The sequence below is a fragment of the Rhizobium sp. BK376 genome (assembly GCF_004341625.1).
GTDB lineage: Bacteria > Pseudomonadota > Alphaproteobacteria > Rhizobiales > Rhizobiaceae > Rhizobium.
The window spans coordinates 84,713-102,053 of the sequence record NZ_SLZG01000007.1 but is presented as its reverse complement, the minus strand read 5'-3'; the positions used below and the strand labels follow the sequence as shown (position 1 = coordinate 102,053).

Annotated in this window: 20 protein-coding genes; 10 read left to right on the top strand and 10 right to left on the bottom strand. The window is 58.6% G+C overall.

Annotation, left to right across the window (positions count from 1 at the left end; translation table 11 throughout):
* Window positions 1-201: 201 nt before the first annotated feature.
* Window positions 202-735 (top strand): single-stranded DNA-binding protein, encoded by a 534-nt coding sequence (locus EV561_RS18545; protein ID WP_132523782.1) that lies wholly within the window; start codon window positions 202-204, stop codon window positions 733-735.
* A 90-nt stretch (window positions 736-825) separates the two neighbouring features.
* Here the strand turns inward: EV561_RS18545 and EV561_RS18540 are convergent, their stop codons facing one another.
* Window positions 826-1,416 carry a cupin domain-containing protein gene (locus EV561_RS18540; protein ID WP_132523781.1) on the bottom strand — a complete coding sequence of 197 codons (591 nt, stop codon included), beginning with the start codon at window positions 1,414-1,416 and terminating at the stop codon, window positions 826-828.
* Window positions 1,417-1,476: 60 nt separating this feature from the next.
* Entirely contained in the window at window positions 1,477-2,124 is a 648-nt protein-coding gene (locus EV561_RS18535) for a MarC family protein (RefSeq protein ID WP_132523780.1), read from the bottom strand.
* Between the two features lie 216 nt (window positions 2,125-2,340).
* Here EV561_RS18535 and gyrA point away from each other — a divergent pair, with 216 nt between their 5' ends.
* The gene (gene gyrA / locus EV561_RS18530) at window positions 2,341-5,136 is read left to right on the top strand and encodes a DNA gyrase subunit A (RefSeq protein WP_132523779.1); all 2,796 of its coding nucleotides are present in this window, start codon (window positions 2,341-2,343) and stop codon (window positions 5,134-5,136) included.
* Between the two features lie 332 nt (window positions 5,137-5,468).
* Here the strand turns inward: gyrA and EV561_RS37235 are convergent, their stop codons facing one another.
* Complete coding sequence (locus EV561_RS37235; RefSeq protein ID WP_165927854.1) at window positions 5,469-5,624, bottom strand: hypothetical protein; 156 nt, start codon at window positions 5,622-5,624, stop codon at window positions 5,469-5,471.
* 143 nt (window positions 5,625-5,767) lie between these two features.
* Window positions 5,768-5,941, bottom strand: coding sequence for a hypothetical protein (locus EV561_RS18525; protein ID WP_245512734.1), 174 nt, complete (start codon window positions 5,939-5,941; stop codon window positions 5,768-5,770).
* Between the two features lie 205 nt (window positions 5,942-6,146).
* Between EV561_RS18525 and coaD the strand changes: the two genes are divergently transcribed.
* The 6 genes from coaD to EV561_RS18495 all read left to right on the top strand — a co-directional run bounded on the left by coaD (window position 6,147) and on the right by EV561_RS18495 (window position 10,800).
* Window positions 6,147-6,644: a pantetheine-phosphate adenylyltransferase gene (gene coaD / locus EV561_RS18520; RefSeq protein WP_132523778.1), complete on the top strand. Its 498-nt coding sequence runs from the start codon at window positions 6,147-6,149 to the stop codon at window positions 6,642-6,644.
* A gap of 30 nt (window positions 6,645-6,674) precedes the next feature.
* Window positions 6,675-7,244, top strand: coding sequence for a peptidylprolyl isomerase (locus tag EV561_RS18515; protein ID WP_132523777.1), 570 nt, complete (start codon window positions 6,675-6,677; stop codon window positions 7,242-7,244).
* 20 nt (window positions 7,245-7,264) lie between these two features.
* Window positions 7,265-7,774, top strand: a complete 510-nt coding sequence (locus EV561_RS18510) for a peptidylprolyl isomerase (RefSeq protein WP_132523776.1) — start codon at window positions 7,265-7,267, stop codon at window positions 7,772-7,774.
* 72 nt (window positions 7,775-7,846) lie between these two features.
* The gene (gene queA, locus EV561_RS18505; RefSeq protein ID WP_132523775.1) at window positions 7,847-8,929 is read left to right on the top strand and encodes a tRNA preQ1(34) S-adenosylmethionine ribosyltransferase-isomerase QueA; all 1,083 of its coding nucleotides are present in this window, start codon (window positions 7,847-7,849) and stop codon (window positions 8,927-8,929) included.
* Window positions 8,930-10,060, top strand: coding sequence for a tRNA guanosine(34) transglycosylase Tgt (tgt, locus tag EV561_RS18500; RefSeq protein ID WP_132523774.1), 1,131 nt, complete (start codon window positions 8,930-8,932; stop codon window positions 10,058-10,060). It abuts the gene before it with no gap.
* Window positions 10,061-10,164: 104 nt separating this feature from the next.
* On the top strand, window positions 10,165-10,800 hold the full coding sequence (locus EV561_RS18495) for a class I SAM-dependent methyltransferase (protein WP_132523773.1): 636 nt from the start codon (window positions 10,165-10,167) through the stop codon (window positions 10,798-10,800).
* 17 nt (window positions 10,801-10,817) lie between these two features.
* Here EV561_RS18495 and EV561_RS18490 read toward each other — a convergent pair whose 3' ends face one another.
* Window positions 10,818-11,702, bottom strand: a complete 885-nt coding sequence (locus EV561_RS18490; RefSeq protein WP_132523772.1) for a DUF2971 domain-containing protein — start codon at window positions 11,700-11,702, stop codon at window positions 10,818-10,820.
* 570 nt (window positions 11,703-12,272) lie between these two features.
* Between EV561_RS18490 and EV561_RS18485 the strand changes: the two genes are divergently transcribed.
* The gene (locus EV561_RS18485; RefSeq protein WP_132523771.1) at window positions 12,273-13,166 is read left to right on the top strand and encodes a cell wall hydrolase; all 894 of its coding nucleotides are present in this window, start codon (window positions 12,273-12,275) and stop codon (window positions 13,164-13,166) included.
* 121 nt (window positions 13,167-13,287) lie between these two features.
* On the opposite strand, the gene EV561_RS18480 is transcribed toward EV561_RS18485, so the two are convergent.
* From EV561_RS18480 to EV561_RS18470, 3 genes are all read right to left on the bottom strand, one after another.
* Window positions 13,288-13,725 (bottom strand): SRPBCC family protein, encoded by a 438-nt coding sequence (locus tag EV561_RS18480; RefSeq protein ID WP_132523770.1) that lies wholly within the window; start codon window positions 13,723-13,725, stop codon window positions 13,288-13,290.
* A gap of 53 nt (window positions 13,726-13,778) precedes the next feature.
* Window positions 13,779-14,099 (bottom strand): metalloregulator ArsR/SmtB family transcription factor, encoded by a 321-nt coding sequence (locus tag EV561_RS18475; RefSeq protein WP_132523769.1) that lies wholly within the window; start codon window positions 14,097-14,099, stop codon window positions 13,779-13,781.
* Window positions 14,100-14,250: 151 nt separating this feature from the next.
* Window positions 14,251-14,970, bottom strand: coding sequence for a Crp/Fnr family transcriptional regulator (locus tag EV561_RS18470; protein WP_132523768.1), 720 nt, complete (start codon window positions 14,968-14,970; stop codon window positions 14,251-14,253).
* A gap of 131 nt (window positions 14,971-15,101) precedes the next feature.
* Here EV561_RS18470 and EV561_RS37920 point away from each other — a divergent pair, with 131 nt between their 5' ends.
* Window positions 15,102-15,347 (top strand): hypothetical protein, encoded by a 246-nt coding sequence (locus EV561_RS37920; RefSeq protein ID WP_132523963.1) that lies wholly within the window; start codon window positions 15,102-15,104, stop codon window positions 15,345-15,347.
* 184 nt (window positions 15,348-15,531) lie between these two features.
* On the opposite strand, the gene EV561_RS18460 is transcribed toward EV561_RS37920, so the two are convergent.
* Window positions 15,532-15,957, bottom strand: a complete 426-nt coding sequence (locus tag EV561_RS18460) for a DUF4864 domain-containing protein (protein WP_132523767.1) — start codon at window positions 15,955-15,957, stop codon at window positions 15,532-15,534.
* A gap of 67 nt (window positions 15,958-16,024) precedes the next feature.
* Window positions 16,025-17,290, bottom strand: a complete 1,266-nt coding sequence (fabF, locus tag EV561_RS18455) for a beta-ketoacyl-ACP synthase II (RefSeq protein WP_132523766.1) — start codon at window positions 17,288-17,290, stop codon at window positions 16,025-16,027.
* Window positions 17,291-17,341: the final 51 nt, after the last annotated feature.

The following is a 17,341-nucleotide window of genomic DNA, read 5'->3' as shown; positions in this document are numbered from 1 at the left end:
GCTGGCGAGTCGAGGCTCAAATGAACGGAGGGATCAGGTTTTCGATTCTGTTGACAGGATCATAGACATAAACTAGAACAAATAAAGAACAAAATTCCTTGTGGATTAAACCGGCGGCGAGCGCATTCGCCAGCGCGATGGTTTAAAGTATATCGATTGGTTAGAACGCCGCCGGGCAGGGCGGCAAGCAGGGTGAAAAGCATGGCTGGTAGCGTGAACAAGGTAATTCTGGTCGGAAACGTGGGGGCTGACCCCGAAATCCGGCGGACGCAGGACGGCCGGCCGATCGCCAATCTTCGGATTGCGACGTCGGAAACCTGGCGCGACCGCAATTCCGGCGAACGCCGCGAAAAGACCGAATGGCATACTGTCGTCGTCTTCAACGAAGGCCTCTGCAAGGTCGTCGAGCAATATGTGAAGAAGGGCGCCAAGCTCTATATCGAGGGCGCACTCCAGACCCGCAAATGGCAGGACCAGAACGGCCAGGACCGCTATTCCACCGAAATCGTGCTGCAGGGCTTCAATTCGACGCTTACGATGCTGGATGGCCGCGGCGAAGGCGGCGGCGCCAGCGAAGGTGGCAGTCGCGGTGGTCGCGGCAATGATTACGGCGGCGGCGGTGGTGGATATGGCGACGACTACGGCCAGTCCCCGTCCTCCGGTCGCGGCGGTAACAGCAGCGGTGGTGGTGGAAGCAACTTCTCGCGGGATCTGGACGACGATATTCCGTTTTGAGATGGAATTTCGAACGCGCTCGCCGACGTTCGTCTATCGCGGCGGCGCGCGAGACTTGCAAGCCGTTCGATCGCCTCGATGAATTCAAACCTATGGCGGCTGCTGTTTCAAATGCCGGTCTCTGATCGGCTGCTGGGGATGGCCGAGCATTTCAGTCCGATATTTGGGCGCAAGCCGCTGCGCCAGCGCTCGGCGGCTTTCGGCTTCCTCTTCGCTTAATTTGGGAGAGGGTGGCGCGCCTTTGTCGATGGGCATTCCCACCGAGAGAAAGAATTCGTCCTGCCCGCCGGGCGTACACATGCACAGCATATGCGTCATGCGTCCGGACCTGTTTTGAAACCGATGCGGCGCATTCGCCGGTATGTTGATGTTTGCCGGTGCTTTCACCGTGAACGTTTTGCCGCGGAAGGTGAATTCCAGTTCGCCCTCAAGCAGCGTGAACATCTCTTCGAAATCATGCCTGTGCAGCGGAGGCCCGCCGCCATCGGGAACCAGCATGTCGATAAGACAGTATCGACCCTCCGTCTGCGCGCTGGAAATGAGGATCGTGTAGGTATCTCCCGCAAGACTGACGACAGATAGATCCGGGTCGGTTGGTGCTGAAATCGTAAGAACACGCTGCGGATCGTCCACCGGGATCGGACCGGTGTCGCCTGATGCCGTAATGGAATGGTCGGCCATCTCGTCTCTCCAGTTTTCTGGACAGCTAACGCTGAAATCCGGCGAGGGTTCCGCGTTCGATCAATGCGGTGCGCCGCCAGCGAGGCTCAACGCCGCTTTGGTCCCGTCAACGACGAATTGTGCCGCGAGCGCCGCCAGGATGACGCCGAGGAGGCGGGTGAGGATCGCGCGGCCGGTGACACCAAGAAAGCGGTCCAGGCGTTCGGCAATCAAGAGGGTCGCGAAGAGCAGCAGCAGGTTGATGGCGATCACGCCGATCAGCTGCGCCCGCTCGAAGGACGATTGCAGCGATCCCGCGAGCAGAATGGTGGCCGAGATCGCGCCGGGGCCCGCGATCAGCGGAAGGGCCAGCGGAAAAACTGCGATATTGTGGATCTGGTCCAGCGTGATCGCGACGTCCTTCGTCTTTTCCTTGCGGTCCTGCCGCCTCTCGAAAACCATCTCGAAGGCAATCCAGAAAAGCAGCAGGCCGCCGGCAATGCGGAAGGCGCCGATCGAAATTCCGAGGATGCCGAGCACGCTGGAGCCGAAAAGGGCGAAAGCGGCCAGAATGCCGAATGCGATCAAAGAGCCGCGCAGCGCCACCTGGCTGCGCTCCGAGCGGTTCATGCCCGTCGTCAGCCCCAGAAACAGCGGCGCGAGACCCGGCGGATCGACGGTGACGAGCAGCGTCGTGAAGGCATTGATCAGCGTATCCGCAATCGCCATATCATGTTCCCGTAGGGTCGTTTTGTTGCCTGTTGGACCATTGATATGCGACGGAACAGCATTCGCAAGGCAGGAGACGAAAATCTGCCACGGAAATGCGCGATTCCATCGTTTAAAGAGGGGATAAGCCCGTTCCAGGCACCCGCCAAAATTGGCGTAAGCGCATGGTTTCGGATATAAATTCTGCAGTGATTCTAAAAGAGATCGTGATCCGTTTTGACTGAGCAATCCACTCCCGGCGGCGGGAAGCTCCCGCCAGGCATCGAGCCAATTTCCATCATGGAGGAAATGCAGCGGTCGTATCTCGATTACGCCATGAGCGTCATCGTGAGCCGCGCGCTTCCCGACGTGCGCGACGGGCTGAAACCGGTTCACCGGCGCATCCTCTACGGCATGTCCGAGCTCGGCATCGACTGGAACAAGAAATACGTGAAATGCGCCCGCGTCACCGGTGACGTGATGGGTAAATACCATCCGCATGGCAACGCGGCGATCTACGATGCGCTTGCCCGTATGGCGCAGGACTGGTCGCTCCGGCTGCCGCTGATCGACGGTCAGGGCAATTTCGGTTCTGTCGATGGCGACCCACCGGCGGCCGAACGTTACACCGAGTGCCGTCTGCAGAAGGCCGCGCATTCGCTGCTGGACGACCTCGACAAGGAAACCGTCGATTTCCGTGAAAACTATGACGGTACGCTCTCCGAACCGGTTGTCGTTCCCGCCAAATTCCCGAACCTGCTGGTCAATGGCGCCGGCGGTATCGCCGTCGGGATGGCGACAAACATCCCGCCGCATAATCTGTCCGAAGTCATCGATGGCTGCATCGCGCTGATTAACGACCCGGCGATCGAACTACCGGAAATGATGCAGATCATTCCAGGCCCGGACTTCCCGACCGCCGCCAAGATCCTCGGCCGCGCCGGCATTCGCTCCGCCTACGAGACCGGTCGCGGTTCGGTCATTATGCGCGGCGTTGCCGCGATCGAGCCTATGCGCGGGGACCGCGAGCAGATCATCATCACCGAGATTCCCTATCAGGTAAACAAGTCGACGATGATCGAAAAGATGGCCGAACTGGTGCGCGAAAAGCGCATCGAAGGCATCTCCGATCTGCGCGACGAGTCCGACCGTCAGGGCTACCGCGTCGTCATCGAGCTGAAGCGCGATGCGAATGCGGATGTCATCCTGAACCAGCTTTATCGCTATACGCCGCTGCAGACCTCCTTCGGCTGCAACATGGTGGCGTTGAATGGCGGCAAGCCGGAGCAGTTGACGCTGCTCGACATGCTTCGCGCCTTCGTTTCCTTCCGCGAGGAAGTCGTCAGCCGCCGCACGAAATACCTGCTGCGCAAGGCGCGCGAGCGCGCCCACGTCTTGGTCGGTCTCGCAATCGCCGTCGCCAATATCGACGAAGTCATCCGCGTCATTCGCCAGGCGCCGGATCCGGGTTCTGCCCGCGAAGAGCTGATGACGCGCCGCTGGCCGGCTGCGGACGTTGAATCTCTTATCCGGCTAATCGACGATCCGCGTCATCGCATCAACGAGGACGGCACATATAACCTCTCCGAAGAACAGGCGCGCGCCATTCTCGAATTGCGCCTCGCCCGCCTGACCGCTCTCGGCCGTGACGAAATCGGCGACGAACTGAATAAGATCGGCATCGAGATCAAGGATTACCTCGAAATTCTGTCGTCGCGCGTTCGCATCCAAACCATTGTAAAAGAAGAGCTTACGGCGGTTCGCGACGAATTCGGCACGCCACGCCGGACCGAGATTGTCGATGGCGGTCTGGAAATGGACGATGAGGATCTCATCGCCCGCGAAGATATGGTCGTGACGGTTTCGCACCTCGGCTATATCAAGCGCGTGCCCCTCACGACCTACCGCGCGCAGCGTCGCGGCGGCAAGGGTCGCTCCGGCATGACCACTCGTGACGAGGATTTCGTTAGCCGGCTATTCGTGGTCAATACGCATACGCCCGTTCTCTTCTTCTCGTCGCGCGGCATCGTCTACAAGGAGAAGGTCTGGCGCCTGCCGATCGGCACGCCGACCTCGCGCGGCAAGGCACTCATCAACATGCTGCCGCTGGAACCCGGCGAACGCATCACGACGATCCTGCCGCTGCCCGAGGACGAGGACAGCTGGGATAATCTCGACGTCATGTTCTCGACGACCCGGGGCACGGTCCGCCGCAACAAGCTCAGCGACTTCGTCCAGGTCAACCGCAACGGCAAGATCGCCATGAAGCTCGAGGAAGAGGGCGACGAAATCCTCTCCGTCGAGACCTGCATGGAGCATGACGACGTCCTGCTCACCACGGCGTTGGGCCAGTGCATCCGTTTCCCGGTCGATGATGTGCGCGTCTTTGCCGGACGCAATTCGATCGGCGTACGCGGTATCAACCTCGGTGAGGGTGACAGCATTATTTCCATGACGATCGTCGGCCATGTCGATGCCGAGCCTTGGGAGCGTGCTGCCTATCTCCGGAGATCTGCCGCTGAACGCCGTGCAATAGGCGTCGATGAGGAAGATATCGCACTGGTGGGTGAGGAAGTCACCGAAGAGGGACAGCTGAGCGACGAACGCTACGAGGAACTGAAGGCGCGCGAGCAATTCGTGCTGACGGTCTCGGAGAAGGGCTTCGGCAAGCGTTCTTCATCCTACGACTTCCGTATCTCTGGCCGCGGCGGCAAGGGCATTCGTGCCACCGATACCTCGAAGACCGGCGAGATCGGCGAACTCGTCGCAGCCTTCCCGGTTGAAGACACCGACCAGATCATGCTGGTGTCCGATGGCGGTCAGCTGATCCGTGTTCCGGTCGGCGGCATCCGTATCGCCAGCCGCGCCACGAAGGGCGTGACCATCTTCTCGACCGCCAAGGATGAGAAGGTCGTCTCGGTCGAGCGTATCAGCGAGCCGGAAGGCGAGGACGATGTAGCCGAGATTACAGAAGGCACACCGCCTGAGGCAGGTATTTCTGAAGAGGGAGCCGCGCCTGGTAGCGAGGAATAGGTCGCTTTACCATCGGCAAGCTTTAAAAACCGGGCGGCATTTGCTGCCCGGTTTTCGTTTGGAGCCGATTTTGACAAAAAAAACCGGACGCTGTTGGGGGACGGCGTCCGGTGGGAAAGGCCCAAGCGCTCGGGGACATGAGCGCATTGGGTCGGGGAAAATCAGAAAGCCTTGTGATGCTTGTCGATTTCCTTGATCTCTTCAGTTTCGCGGCGCAATGCGGAGATGGTCGACGCCACGGACACGATGAACATGATGCTGATAAGGGCAGTAAGCATTGTTAAAATCGTGAACATGGCGGTCCTTTCTCTAAAAGGGTTGCGTTCAGATCCTCAATACTGGCTCGTCACGAACGGCCGGGCAGAGGCGAAGGGGCCATAGACTTTCGATTGGTCCACCTTCTGATCATAGAGTGCGATTGTGGCTGCCAGCATGCCCGTGACCATGGTCATCCAAACGAGGTTGATCAGATTCATCTTATCGAGCATGAGTTTTTTCCTTTGGGTCATAATCAGCATATCTATGGTTCGATCTGGTAACGCATCCGCTTCAAGATAGTTCCGCCGGATGTTGAGGCTCTGTTTACCAAGGCCGATCTGAAGCGACCTTGAATGCTCTGTTCATCTGGCGTTCAGATTCGCGCCTGGTTTTTCCGCAAATTCCTTGTGATCTCCAGGGCAATGTCATGGCCGGTCTGTTCGGGCACGGAGACCCAGACGATCTCGTAGTTGCGCCTGAAGTGATGCAGCAGCATTTCAACGAGGAAAGAGCCGAGAATTGCGACTGCGACGTAGAGGACCAGCATGGTCATTTGCCTTTGGATGGAGACTTTCGAACCGCGTGGGCAGTGCGGTTGCGGGAACGTCCGCAATAAAGCATTGCCGAGCTGAAACGGGCTTGAATGGCCTGTTCATCTGTGGTTCAGCGCAGCCGGGCCGAGCATCCGCAATTTGCTTGCGATACAGGTCCATCCATGACAAAAGGCCTGCAAAGCAACCGGCCGGCAAAGCATGACGACGACAGCCTTTTATCCTGGATCCTTCGATCCGATGACAAACGGACATCTCGACGTCCTCGTGCAGGCGTTGAACGTCGCTTCCAGGGTCATTGTCGCCATCGGCATCCATCCAGGCAAGAAGCCGCTCTTTTCTTTCGAGGAGCGCGCCGATCTCATTCGCCGCTCGCTTACCGAGGCCTTGCCGGGGCAGGTGGTCGACATTGAGGTGATCGCCTTCGACAATCTGGTGGTCGATGCGGCAAGAGTGCATGGCGCCAAGCTTCTGGTGCGTGGCCTCCGCGACGGCACCGATCTGGACTATGAAATGCAGATGGCCGGCATGAACCGCCAGATGGCGCCGGATGTTCAGACGATCTTTCTGCCGGCGGGCACGGCCTCACGGCCCATAACGGCCACATTGGTGCGGCAGATCGCATCCATGGGCGGCGATGTAAGCGCCTTCGTGCCGGCAGCTGTTCTTGAAGCCCTGAAGGCCAAGCTCAAAGACTAGGCCGAAGATAAATTTCCCGATGGAGCACCCATGAAACTCATTCATATCGCGTTTGCCGGGCTGTTGTGCCTGTTCGCCTTCGCCGTCAGCGCCGTTGCTGCCGACGACAACTTCATCACCATTCAGCTGAAGGACGGCCCCGTTGTCATTCAGCTCATGCCTGAGGTAGCTCCGAAGCATGTCGCGCAGATCAAGACGCTCATCCAGAAGGGCGAATATGATAATGTCGCCTTTCATCGCGTCATCGACGGCTTCATGGCCCAGACCGGCGACGTGAAGTTCGGCAACATGTCGAAGGGCTATGACCCGCAGAAGGCCGGCACCGGCAGCTCCGATCTGCCTGATATCCCGGCTGAATTTTCCAAGGTACCGTTTACCCGTGGTACGGTCGGCATGGCTCGCGCCCAGGATCCGAACTCCGCCAATTCGCAGTTCTTCATCATGTTCGGCGATGGCTCCTTCCTGAACGGCCAGTACACGGTCGTCGGCAAGGTCGTTTCCGGCATGGAACTCGTCGACAAGATCAAGCGCGGCGAAGGCCAGAACGGCGAAGTCAGCAACCCCGACAAGATGATCAAAGTTACGCTCGGTAAGAAGTAAGCAAACCAAGGAGAAGAAGAATGGCTGAAATCAAGGATCCCGAAAACACCATCATCCTCGAAACCACCAAGGGCAAGGTTGTCATCCAACTTCTGCCGGAAGTCGCGCCGCTGCATGTTGCGCGCATCAAGGAACTGGCGCGCGAGAAGGCCTATGACGGCGTGGTCTTCCATCGCGTCATCAACGATTTCATGGCCCAGACCGGCGACGTGAAGTTCGGCAAGAAGGATGGCGAGAGCTTCAACCCGGGCCGTGCCGGCATGGGCGGTTCGGAAAAGCCAGATTTGAAGGCCGAGTTCTCGGCGCTCAGCCACGTTCGTGGCACCTGCTCGATGGCGCGCTCGCAGAACCCGAATTCCGCCAACTCGCAGTTCTTCATCTGCTTTACCGATAGCCCCTGGCTGAACAAGCAATACTCCGTCTGGGGCCAGGTCATCGAAGGCATGGACAACGTCGACAAGATCAAGAAGGGCGAGCCGGTCGTCGATCCGGACTCCATCGTCTCCATGCGGGTTGCCGCAGACGTCTGATTGTGATTGATCCTGAGCCCGCCTTCGCGCTTTTGGCGCGGAGGCGGGTTTCGCTTTGTCTGAGAGTTTGACATGCGCGTAGACCTTTTCGATTTCGATCTGCCGGAGGAACGTATTGCGCTCAGGCCCGCCGAGCCGCGCGACAGCGCGCGCCTGCTCGTTGTCGAACCGAATGCCGAGCCGCAGCTTTCCGACCACAATGTCCGCGATCTGCCATCTTACCTTAGGGAAGGCGATGCAATCGTCTTCAACGACACCAAGGTTATCCCGGCGCAGCTGGAGGGCATCCGTCATCGCGAGGGTGCGCCCGGCCAGCAGGTTTCGGCGACATTGCACATGCGTGCGGCACCCGATCGCTGGAAAGCCTTTGCCAAGCCCGGCAAGCGCATCAAGGACGGCGATCGCATCGAGTTCGGCCATGGTGAAAATGTCTGCATGCTGGGCAGCTTGCAGGCGACCGTCGAGGAAAAGGGTGAGGCAGGCGAGATAACCCTGCTGTTCGATCTTTCCGGTCCGGCGCTGGACGAGGCGATTGCTGCCGTCGGCCATATCCCGCTGCCGCCCTATATCGCAGCCAAGCGTCCGGAAGACGACCGCGACCGCACCGATTATCAGACCATCTATGCCCGTGAAGAGGGTGCGGTTGCCGCGCCGACCGCAGGCCTGCATTTCACGCCTGATCTGTTTGCCAAGCTGGACGCTATGGGCGTCGAACGGCATTTCGTGACTTTGCATGTCGGAGCCGGCACCTTCCTGCCTGTGAAGGCCGACGATACCGAAGACCACAAGATGCATTTCGAGATCGGCCATGTCAGCGCCGAGACGGCCGCTGCATTGAATGCCGTGAAGGCGAGGGGCGGGCGCATCGTCTGCGTCGGCACGACCTCGCTGCGGCTGATCGAAAGTGCCGCCGGCGAGGACGGCAGGATCCAGGCGTGGTCGGATGCAACAGGCATCTTCATCACGCCCGGCTATCGGTTCAGGGCGGTTGACATCCTGATGACCAATTTCCACCTGCCGCGCTCGACGCTGTTCATGCTGGTTTCGGCCTTTGCCGGCCTCGATACGATGCGCGCGGCCTACAACCATGCTATCGAGACGGGCTATCGCTTCTATTCCTATGGCGATGCCAGCCTCCTGTTCCGGAAAGACTAGATGAGCGAGACGTTCCAGTTCACCCTGAAGAAGACCGATGGCGGCGCACGCCTCGGCGAGGTCTCCATGCCGCGCGGTGCGATCCGCACGCCGGCCTTCATGCCGGTCGGCACGGTTGGCACCGTCAAGGCCATGTATCTGGATCAAGTGCGCGAGACCGGCGCCGACATCATCCTCGGCAACACCTATCACCTGATGCTGCGCCCGACGGCTGAGCGCGTCGCCCGCCTCGGCGGCCTGCACAAGCTGATCCGCTGGGAGCATCCGATCCTGACGGATTCCGGCGGGTTCCAGGTCATGTCGCTTTCCGGCCTGCGCAAGCTCGACGAAAAGGGCGTGACCTTCAAGTCGCATGTCGATGGTTCCACGCATCACATGTCGCCGGAGCGGTCAATCGAGATCCAGGGCCTGCTCGACAGCGATATCCAGATGCAGCTCGATGAATGCGTGGCGCTTCCTGCCGAGCCCAGGGAAATCGAGCGCGCGATGGAAATGTCGCTGCGCTGGGCCGAACGTTGCAAGGTCGCCTTCGGTAATCAGCCCGGCAAGGCGATGTTCGGCATCGTCCAGGGCGGCGACCAGCCGAACCTGCGCATCCGCTCGGCCGAGGCATTGAAGCAGCTCGACCTCAAGGGTTATGCGGTCGGCGGCCTCGCGGTCGGTGAGCCGCAGGATGTCATGCTCAGCATGCTGGAGACGACGCTGCCGGTGCTGCCATCGGAAAAGCCACGCTATCTCATGGGCGTCGGCACGCCCGACGATATCTTGAAGTCGGTGGCACGCGGCATCGACATGTTCGATTGCGTGATGCCGACCCGCTCCGGCCGCCACGGCCTCGCCTTCACGCGCCGCGGCAAGGTCAATATCCGCAACGCCCGCCACGCCGAGGATATGCGCCCGCTCGACGAGCAGTCGAATTGCCCCGCCTCGCGGGACTATTCCCGCGCCTATCTCCACCATCTTGTTCGCTCGAACGAGGCTCTCGGAGGCATGCTGCTCTCCTGGCACAATCTCGCTTATTATCAGGAACTGATGCAGGGAATCCGCAAGGCGATTGCCGAGGGACGCTTCGCCGATTTCATGGCGGAAACGCAGGAAAACTGGGCGAAGGGCGATCTGGAGCCGGTTTGAGGTAAAGTTCGCAGTCAGCGGATACAGCGCTCACGGTACATAAAATCGTTACCGAGAACCGACCCCCATATCTGCTAAGGTCGGTTTCAAATGGGGATGATTTGATGGCTGCGACTGACCGAAAAGCACATTGGCAAAATGTGTACACGACCAAGGCGGAGAACGAGGTCAGCTGGTATGAGGATACCCCCGACTTGTCGCTGCGCCTCCTGAGCGAAGCCGGTTTGATGCCCGAAATGTCCGTCATCGATATCGGCGGAGGCGCATCGCACTTGGTGGACACCTTGGAGGCATCCGGCCAGGCCGGAATAGCCGTGCTTGATTTATCTGACGCGGCCCTCGATACCGCAAAAGCGCGATTGGCAGACGCTTCGCGGATAGAATGGATTGTTTCCGATGTGACTACGTGGACGCCCGATCGCCAGTACGATCTTTGGCACGACCGAGCCGCATTCCACTTCCTGACAGCCGAGGCGGATCAACAGGCCTATGTTCGCGTGCTGACAGAAGCGCTGAAGGACGGCGGCAGGGCGATCATCGGCGCCTTTGCGCCTGACGGACCGGAAAAGTGCAGCGGCTTGCCCGTCGTCCGCTACGATGCGGAAAGCCTGCAGGCAGTTCTCGGAGAACAATTCAAGCTGCTGAAGAGCGAGAGGTATCAACACACAACCCCTTGGGGATCGGTGCAGAACTTCCAGTTCAGCACTTTCGAGAAGCTCCCGGAGCACTTGCCTCGATAGGCGGTTTCACTAGAACGCTAGAGAAGTCTGTAGGGGCTCTGCGATTTTCCAATATGCTTGGGCAGGATACCGCCGCGTTCGCATAGCATGACGAAAGCATTCTCGATCAGTTCCTTGTGCGAGCTGGGACCGATCGTGATCCGGTCAAATCCAAGAGATGGCTGCACCTGACCTTCCTGGCTGAGAGGGATCTCCAGATAGGGGATCAACATGCTGGACGTTGCTCGAAAGGAAATCGCGCCGTTGGTGTTTGCTGCAATTTTCGAGACCAGACGCCACTCGTTCTCCTCGGAAAAGGCGCTATCCTTGAAGCAAGCCGCCAACTGGTAGTATTCCCACAGCAGACCATTGGCCGCAAAGTAAGCGCCCCGCGTGTCGATGCCAGCTTCTTTTCCCAAATGGCCAAGTTTGCGATCGAGAAATTCGCCCGCGATCTCCCTCTTTAGCTCGTCATTATAAATGCATTTGATGAGATCAAAGCCCGCGAGGGAGGCGAGATATTTGAGTTGCGCTGTGTCAAACCCGATGGATGCACCGCCGCCCTGGGAATAGCCTCGCCATTGACTTAGCAGATCTCCATCTTCGGTGAAGGAGGCCGCGAACAGATTTATATTTGAAAATTGCGCCACCCGGGTCGGCAATGTTTCAAGAAAAAGCTTGGTGGTTCCCGCCGCGGTTTGGGCACGGACCTTGACGATCTCGCCCAATATCGCGAGCCCATGCTTAAATTCATTGGCGTCGTTCATGTAATGGATGTCGGTCGCGCGCAGCTTCTTGCTTTCGACAATCCCCAATAGCCCGGACATCGTGGTGTAGTGATAGAGCCTGCGAACACCGTCGTCGGGCTCACCCAGCCGATCGGTCGGCGGTTCCACTGACAGGTGTTTGTGGGTCTTGTCCATCCTGTGCCTTGATGATCAGCTCCCTACTGCCGCCGGCAGGCCTTCAACCTAACCGTATACCTCAATTCACCGGGATCAATCTGTAATCACTAAAATACTAACGAATCTCTAGAACGCCGCAGAGAGTTCCTTCGATCACGAAGTCAGCAAGACGATTGCGCGCATCCGAGAGCAAGCGTGAGTTGAGGCGGTGAAAATCAAGCAATGATTTGTAGCGTTGAGGCATCGAAAGAGGGCGCGCGAGGGCCACCCATCAAGGGGAGAATCTACCGGCCTTGACTGCGATTTTGGCCAGTCCGATAGCCGGCAAACGCTCTCCTTTCGTGAGCCACGAAAAGAAAATCATATTTTTTTATTTTCCTTCGCCGACTGAATGTTAACGAATTTTAATATGCGCACGCATGCAGTTTCTTTTAATATCAATAAATTACGTAAGTTTCTTAAATGAAATATTCCCTCAAAATGCGCGGGTATTTTGTGAACGTCACGGGGTTGGGGTTTTTGTTAACTTCAGCTAAAACGTTTTCACCTAACCGATAAGGGCTGAATTCAAATAGGAGGCACCTGACGTTGAGGGCGCAACGTGCTTTGGGTACTTGTATCTCTGGGTTATTGTTTGTGGGGTTGGCGGCAACGGGTTGCACTACTGCGTCCACGATGACACCTCTCGCGCAGAATTCTTCCAAATCCCGGCTGAGCCGGGGAGGGAAAGTCACCTACAACTACACCGCCAAGGACCGCGATTGTCTGAAGCGTGTCATGTATTTCGAGTCGGAGCACTCGGATCATGATGGCTACATGGCGGTGGGAACGGTGGTGATGAACCGGCTGACTTCGGGCGCCTACCCCAGCACGATCTGTGGGATCGTCGCGCAGGAGAAGCAGTTCGCGCCCGGCGTCATGACCAGGGTGGTTCTTCCCCAGGCCGAGCCGGACCTTGATCTTGCTGCGAACGCCTTGCTCCGCGGAGAACGGCATCCCGGCGTCAAGGACGCAATGTTCTTCCATACCAACGGCCTGAAATTCCCTTACGACAACATGCATTATGTTGCAGTTGCAGGCGGAAACGCCTTCTACGAGAAGCGCGATGAATACGGGCAGCTCGAAACGCCCGCACCGCTTCCGGGCTATGAAGTTGCAATGAACTACGTGCCTATGCAGACGATGTCGACGATGGGTTACTTTCCTGTAGACACCGGGTCGACTGCAACGAATGCAATCACAGCGCCTGCAACGACTATGGCTGCGGTATCCCCGACGGTCATGGCGTCTGCAGCTGCCGCGACCGTGCCTGCGACCACCATGGCAGCGCAAGCGCCGGTGCTGCTTCCGGCGCAAGTGCCTGTTCCGATCCTGACGCCGCCGCCTATCCCGGCCTCAGCGCCTGATATGACTGTGACGGCAAGCATCCGTCCCGATCCGGCGATGCCGATAGCAGTGCCATTGCCTCGCCCGGTTTTCTAACGACACCGGCTCATCGGGCAGTTTCGGCGACGCCGGAGGCTATCAAATAGTTCAGCCGTCCGAGAATTCGGGCGGCTTCTCTTATAGCGCAAGGCTTAAGACGCAACCCTCGTCGGTCTTCTCAAATCTCCATCACTTCGCCGGTTTCGAGCAAGGACTTGAGATTGGAAAGTATGCGCGGCCAGCCGCCCGATACGGCGTCAATGAATTTGGCATTTTCAACGTCGATCGTATGCGTGATGCTCAGCTTCGTCGCATTTCCCACCGGCTCGATCTGGAAGACGCACTGCGAATAACCCTCGGCCTTCAGCTCCGGCCTGAATTCGTTTCGCCATTTGAGCACGAGGCGTTTAGCGGGTTCGATCTCAACGATTTCGCCGGTATCTGCGACGCGGCCGTCGGGGAACATCATCTTCCAGGACGAGCCGAGCTTCCAATCCGTATCGAAATGAATGTTGAACCAATATTTCCGCATGAAATCGGGGTTCACGATCGCAGACCAAAGTTCTTCCGGCGTGGTGCGGATGAATGTGACGTAGACGAATTTACTGCCGGCCATGATTCAACTCCTCTTTGTTCAAGGTATCGGAACGTTCCGGCGGCAGGCGCGAACTATTGACTGCCGCCTTCAAGGATCTCCTTCAGATCGGCCAGCGCCCTCAGGCGCCGGTGTTCGAATTTGCCGATCCAGCGTTCCGCGATCTCGTTGATCGGAACAGGATTGATGAAATGCAGCTTCTCCCGCCCATGACGTTCCGAGGAAACGAGGTTGGCTTCCTCAAGCAGGCCGAGATGCTTTGCAACTGCCTGCCGCGTCATGTCTAGGCCCACGCAGAGCTCGCTCAGGGTCTGGCCATTTCTTTCGTAAAGCCGGTCCAGCAATTTCCGGCGGCTTCCATCGGCCAGAGCCTTGAAGACAGCATCATCATCCATGTTGATATACGGAACCTTTTGGTTGCCTATTATATAGGGAACCAAAAGGTTGCCTGTCAAGGCAATATCTGTGCAGGTCGCGTTGGCCGCTATGCGGATGGACAGATGGAGTCGGCTGTTGAGGACTGGTCGGACCGTAATCCGACAGGGACTATCGTGGCTCGACAGTGAGACTGAGATAGGTCCGATCGAATTCAGCGATCTCCTGGAGGCGCTCCCAGTCGACGATGGTGATGGTGCGGTTTTCCCAAGTGAAAGTGCCCTCCTTGCGAAGCGCCTGCAGCGTCTTGTTGAGATGGACAAGGGAGAGGCCCAGCACATCGGCCATTTCTAGCTGCGTCAGCGGGAACTGGAAGCTGGAGCCATTAGTTCGTTGCACCACCTGCAATCGGACGAACAGCTCGCAGATAAGCTGCGCAAGATGCGCCTTTTTCGACCTGCGGCCCATCGCGACGATCCATTCGCGATGGATAGCGCCGTCCACCAATGTCCCCAGCCAGAGAAGCCGGGTCAGGTGAGGAGATTTCTCAGTGATCCTCTTCAATTGCGCATGGTCGGCAAAGGCAACATGGCATGCCGACATTGCAATGATGCCGTGGTCCATCTGCTTCAACAGGAAGGCGTGCAGGTCGACGAAATCGCCGGGCACATGCAGAGCCGTTATCTGCCTCGTGCCATCCGACAGGACCTTGTATCGGCCCGAAAAGCCATCGAGCAGAAGCGTGCTGTAGGTCGGGCGTGCGCCCTCCGAGACGACGTCCTCGCCGGCGGAGAAGCGCCGTTCCTTCACGATAACCGAAGTGAGATCCCTGACTTCATCCTCCGAAAGAATATCGTGGCTCCGCAGGTTTAAGAGGAGCGGCTCAATCACGATCGACTCCGGTGCCCGATGGAAGGGTTCGGAGCAGGCGCGCTTCCGTATTTTCTATTAAAATCAATGCCGCATCCACTGGGAACAAAATTTAATGCCGATTAGTTAGCCGGTAGGATCAGGTGATGCTCATGAACCGGTACTTTTTCGATTTGCATAATGGCGACGGGCCCGTACGCGATGAACAGGGCACCAGGCTTCCATCCCGAGAAGCCGTCCCCCGAGAGATCGCGCGGATTGTTCTCGACATCGCTCGCGACGAACTGCCGGTGAGCGACAGGACGGTAATTTCAGTAAGGGTGCGTGACGAGACCGGCCGAACGATTTCGGTCGCGAGCCTGATATACAACAACGAATGGCTTGATAGAGACCAATAGGACGATCGAAACATTCGTTCCCCAACCCGGACAAGAGCAATTGGGGCGCAACTTAGATTGAAGGCTATAGAGTCTCATTTAATTATGACATATCGCCATCAGTCAGTTGCAAGTAGATCCTGAGATATTGGATGTGGGAAACGAATGCGTTTGCCAGACAAAAGCGCGGTTCGGATGTCTCGCCTCAGATGCCCTGGCTCGTCGTGTTCGGCACGATCTGCACGCCGTTGATCTTGTAGCTTCCATCAGGCTGTCGAGTGACCTGGTAGATCGCCGACCAGTCCTTACCGTCGGTGCCCGTGATCAGCACCTCCTGATAGACCACGGCGCCGTCATCGATCGATTTGTTGCGGCCGAAGGCATAGTTTCCGGGGTGGTAGACCGGCTCGTAGCTCTTCTTCACCATGGCGAAAAAGGCGTCCTTGTCAGGGAAAAGCGCCTTGATGCCGGGTGCTGCAAAGGAATAGGCAGTCGCTGGGTCGTTGTGCAGGAAGGCCTGGATCTGTTGCTGGATCATGGCTTGCGTAGCCTGCAGCGGATCTTCCGCATGAGCGACTGGAGCGATGGTGAGATATCCGGCAAGCATGAAGACGGCAGGCAATGCGCGCATGGGAACGGTCTCCGGCCTCTATCCGGAAAATGATAGCGCGTTTTTGCCTGCCGGAAAGGGGCCGGTTTTAGTGCCAGCGGCGGAATAGCGCGCTGGCGTTCACGCCGCCGAAACCGAAGCCGTTCGAGATGGCATATTCCATGGCCATTGGCCGCGCCGTAGCACCGACGAGATCGATGCCTTCGGCTGCCGGATCCGGTTCCACCAGATTGCGGGTAGGGGGTGCAATCTGGTCGCGCAGCGCCATAATGGTGAAGACTGCCTCGAGGCCGCCGGCGGCACCGAGGAGGTGCCCGGTTGCTGATTTCGTGCCGCTGACGGCAATGCCGCCTTCGCGCCCGAAGATCGTCTTGATCGCTTCCATCTCGCCATGGTCACCAACCTGGGTCGACGTCGCATGCGCATTCAGATGCTGGACTTCCGCCGGCGTGATGCGCGCTTGCGAGAGTGCCGCGTGCATGGCGCGTCGCGCACCATCGCCGTCTTCCGGACCTGAGGTCATGTGATAGGCATCGGCAGCCGTGCCGTAGCCGACGAGTTCTGCAAGCGGGGTCGCACCGCGGGCAAGAGCATGTTCCAGCGTCTCGATGACGAGAATGCCTGCACCTTCGCCCATGACAAAGCCGTCGCGGCCGGTATCGAAGGGACGGGATGCCTCTTCCGGCCGATTGCTGAAGCCGGTCGAGAGGGCGCGTGCCGCCGCAAAGCCGCCGAGACTGACCTTCTCGATGCAGGCTTCCGCGCCGCCGCAGATCGCGACATCGGCCTCGCCGGAGCGGATCAGCCGGGCCGCGTCGCCGAGGGCCTGAACGCTTGCCGCGCAGGCCGTGACAGGCGCGCCGAGCGGGCCCTTGTAGCCATAGCGGATGCTGATCTGGCCGGCCGCGAGATTGACGAGGAACGAGGGGACGATGAAGGGCGAAAGACGGCGGGGGCCACGCGTCTCGACGGTGCGAACCGCGTCGGCAATCGCCGGGAAGCCGCCGATGCCCGATGCGACGATAGTGGCGGTACGCTCGAATTCGGCTGTGGTTGACGGCTGCCAGCCCGATTGCTTGATTGCCTCTTCGGCGGCGGCCATGGCGAAAAGGATGAAGCGGTCCATCTTCTTTTGGTCCTTGACCGGAATGTAACGGTCGACATCGAAGCCACCTTCTCCATCCTCGGCAATATCGGGGACGACGCCACCAACCTTGGCCGCCAGGTCTCCGACCACGTCTTCGGGCAGAACGCGCAGGCCGGACGCGCCCGACACCAGTCGCTTCCAGGCAGTCTCGACCCGGACGCCGAGCGGCGATACGACGCCCATGCCGGTTACAACGATGCGATCCATATGATTGCTCCTATCTGTTCATTGCAATTCCGGCAAAAGCGCAAAGCAGTT

What these genes read in the sequence shown, in the direction of transcription:
- EV561_RS18535 (WP_132523780.1), bottom strand. Translation starts at nt 2,124, where the DNA reads ATGGCGATTGCGGATACGCTGATCAATGCCTTCACGACGCTGCTCGTC.
- EV561_RS18480 (WP_132523770.1), bottom strand. Translation starts at nt 13,725, where the DNA reads ATGGCCGGCAGTAAATTCGTCTACGTCACATTCATCCGCACCACGCCG.
- EV561_RS18525 (WP_245512734.1), bottom strand. Translation starts at nt 5,941, where the DNA reads ATGCTGGTCCTCTACGTCGCAGTCGCAATTCTCGGCTCTTTCCTCGTT.
- EV561_RS18545 (WP_132523782.1), top strand. Translation starts at nt 202, where the DNA reads ATGGCTGGTAGCGTGAACAAGGTAATTCTGGTCGGAAACGTGGGGGCT.
- coaD (WP_132523778.1), top strand. Translation starts at nt 6,147, where the DNA reads ATGACGACGACAGCCTTTTATCCTGGATCCTTCGATCCGATGACAAAC.
- EV561_RS18495 (WP_132523773.1), top strand. Translation starts at nt 10,165, where the DNA reads ATGGCTGCGACTGACCGAAAAGCACATTGGCAAAATGTGTACACGACC.
- tgt (WP_132523774.1), top strand. Translation starts at nt 8,930, where the DNA reads ATGAGCGAGACGTTCCAGTTCACCCTGAAGAAGACCGATGGCGGCGCA.
- EV561_RS18475 (WP_132523769.1), bottom strand. Translation starts at nt 14,099, where the DNA reads ATGGATGATGATGCTGTCTTCAAGGCTCTGGCCGATGGAAGCCGCCGG.
- queA (WP_132523775.1), top strand. Translation starts at nt 7,847, where the DNA reads ATGCGCGTAGACCTTTTCGATTTCGATCTGCCGGAGGAACGTATTGCG.
- fabF (WP_132523766.1), bottom strand. Translation starts at nt 17,290, where the DNA reads ATGGATCGCATCGTTGTAACCGGCATGGGCGTCGTATCGCCGCTCGGC.
- EV561_RS18490 (WP_132523772.1), bottom strand. Translation starts at nt 11,702, where the DNA reads ATGGACAAGACCCACAAACACCTGTCAGTGGAACCGCCGACCGATCGG.
- EV561_RS37235 (WP_165927854.1), bottom strand. Translation starts at nt 5,624, where the DNA reads ATGCTCGATAAGATGAATCTGATCAACCTCGTTTGGATGACCATGGTC.
- EV561_RS18510 (WP_132523776.1), top strand. Translation starts at nt 7,265, where the DNA reads ATGGCTGAAATCAAGGATCCCGAAAACACCATCATCCTCGAAACCACC.
- EV561_RS18460 (WP_132523767.1), bottom strand. Translation starts at nt 15,957, where the DNA reads ATGCGCGCATTGCCTGCCGTCTTCATGCTTGCCGGATATCTCACCATC.
- EV561_RS18515 (WP_132523777.1), top strand. Translation starts at nt 6,675, where the DNA reads ATGAAACTCATTCATATCGCGTTTGCCGGGCTGTTGTGCCTGTTCGCC.
- EV561_RS37920 (WP_132523963.1), top strand. Translation starts at nt 15,102, where the DNA reads ATGAACCGGTACTTTTTCGATTTGCATAATGGCGACGGGCCCGTACGC.
- EV561_RS18540 (WP_132523781.1), bottom strand. Translation starts at nt 1,416, where the DNA reads ATGGCCGACCATTCCATTACGGCATCAGGCGACACCGGTCCGATCCCG.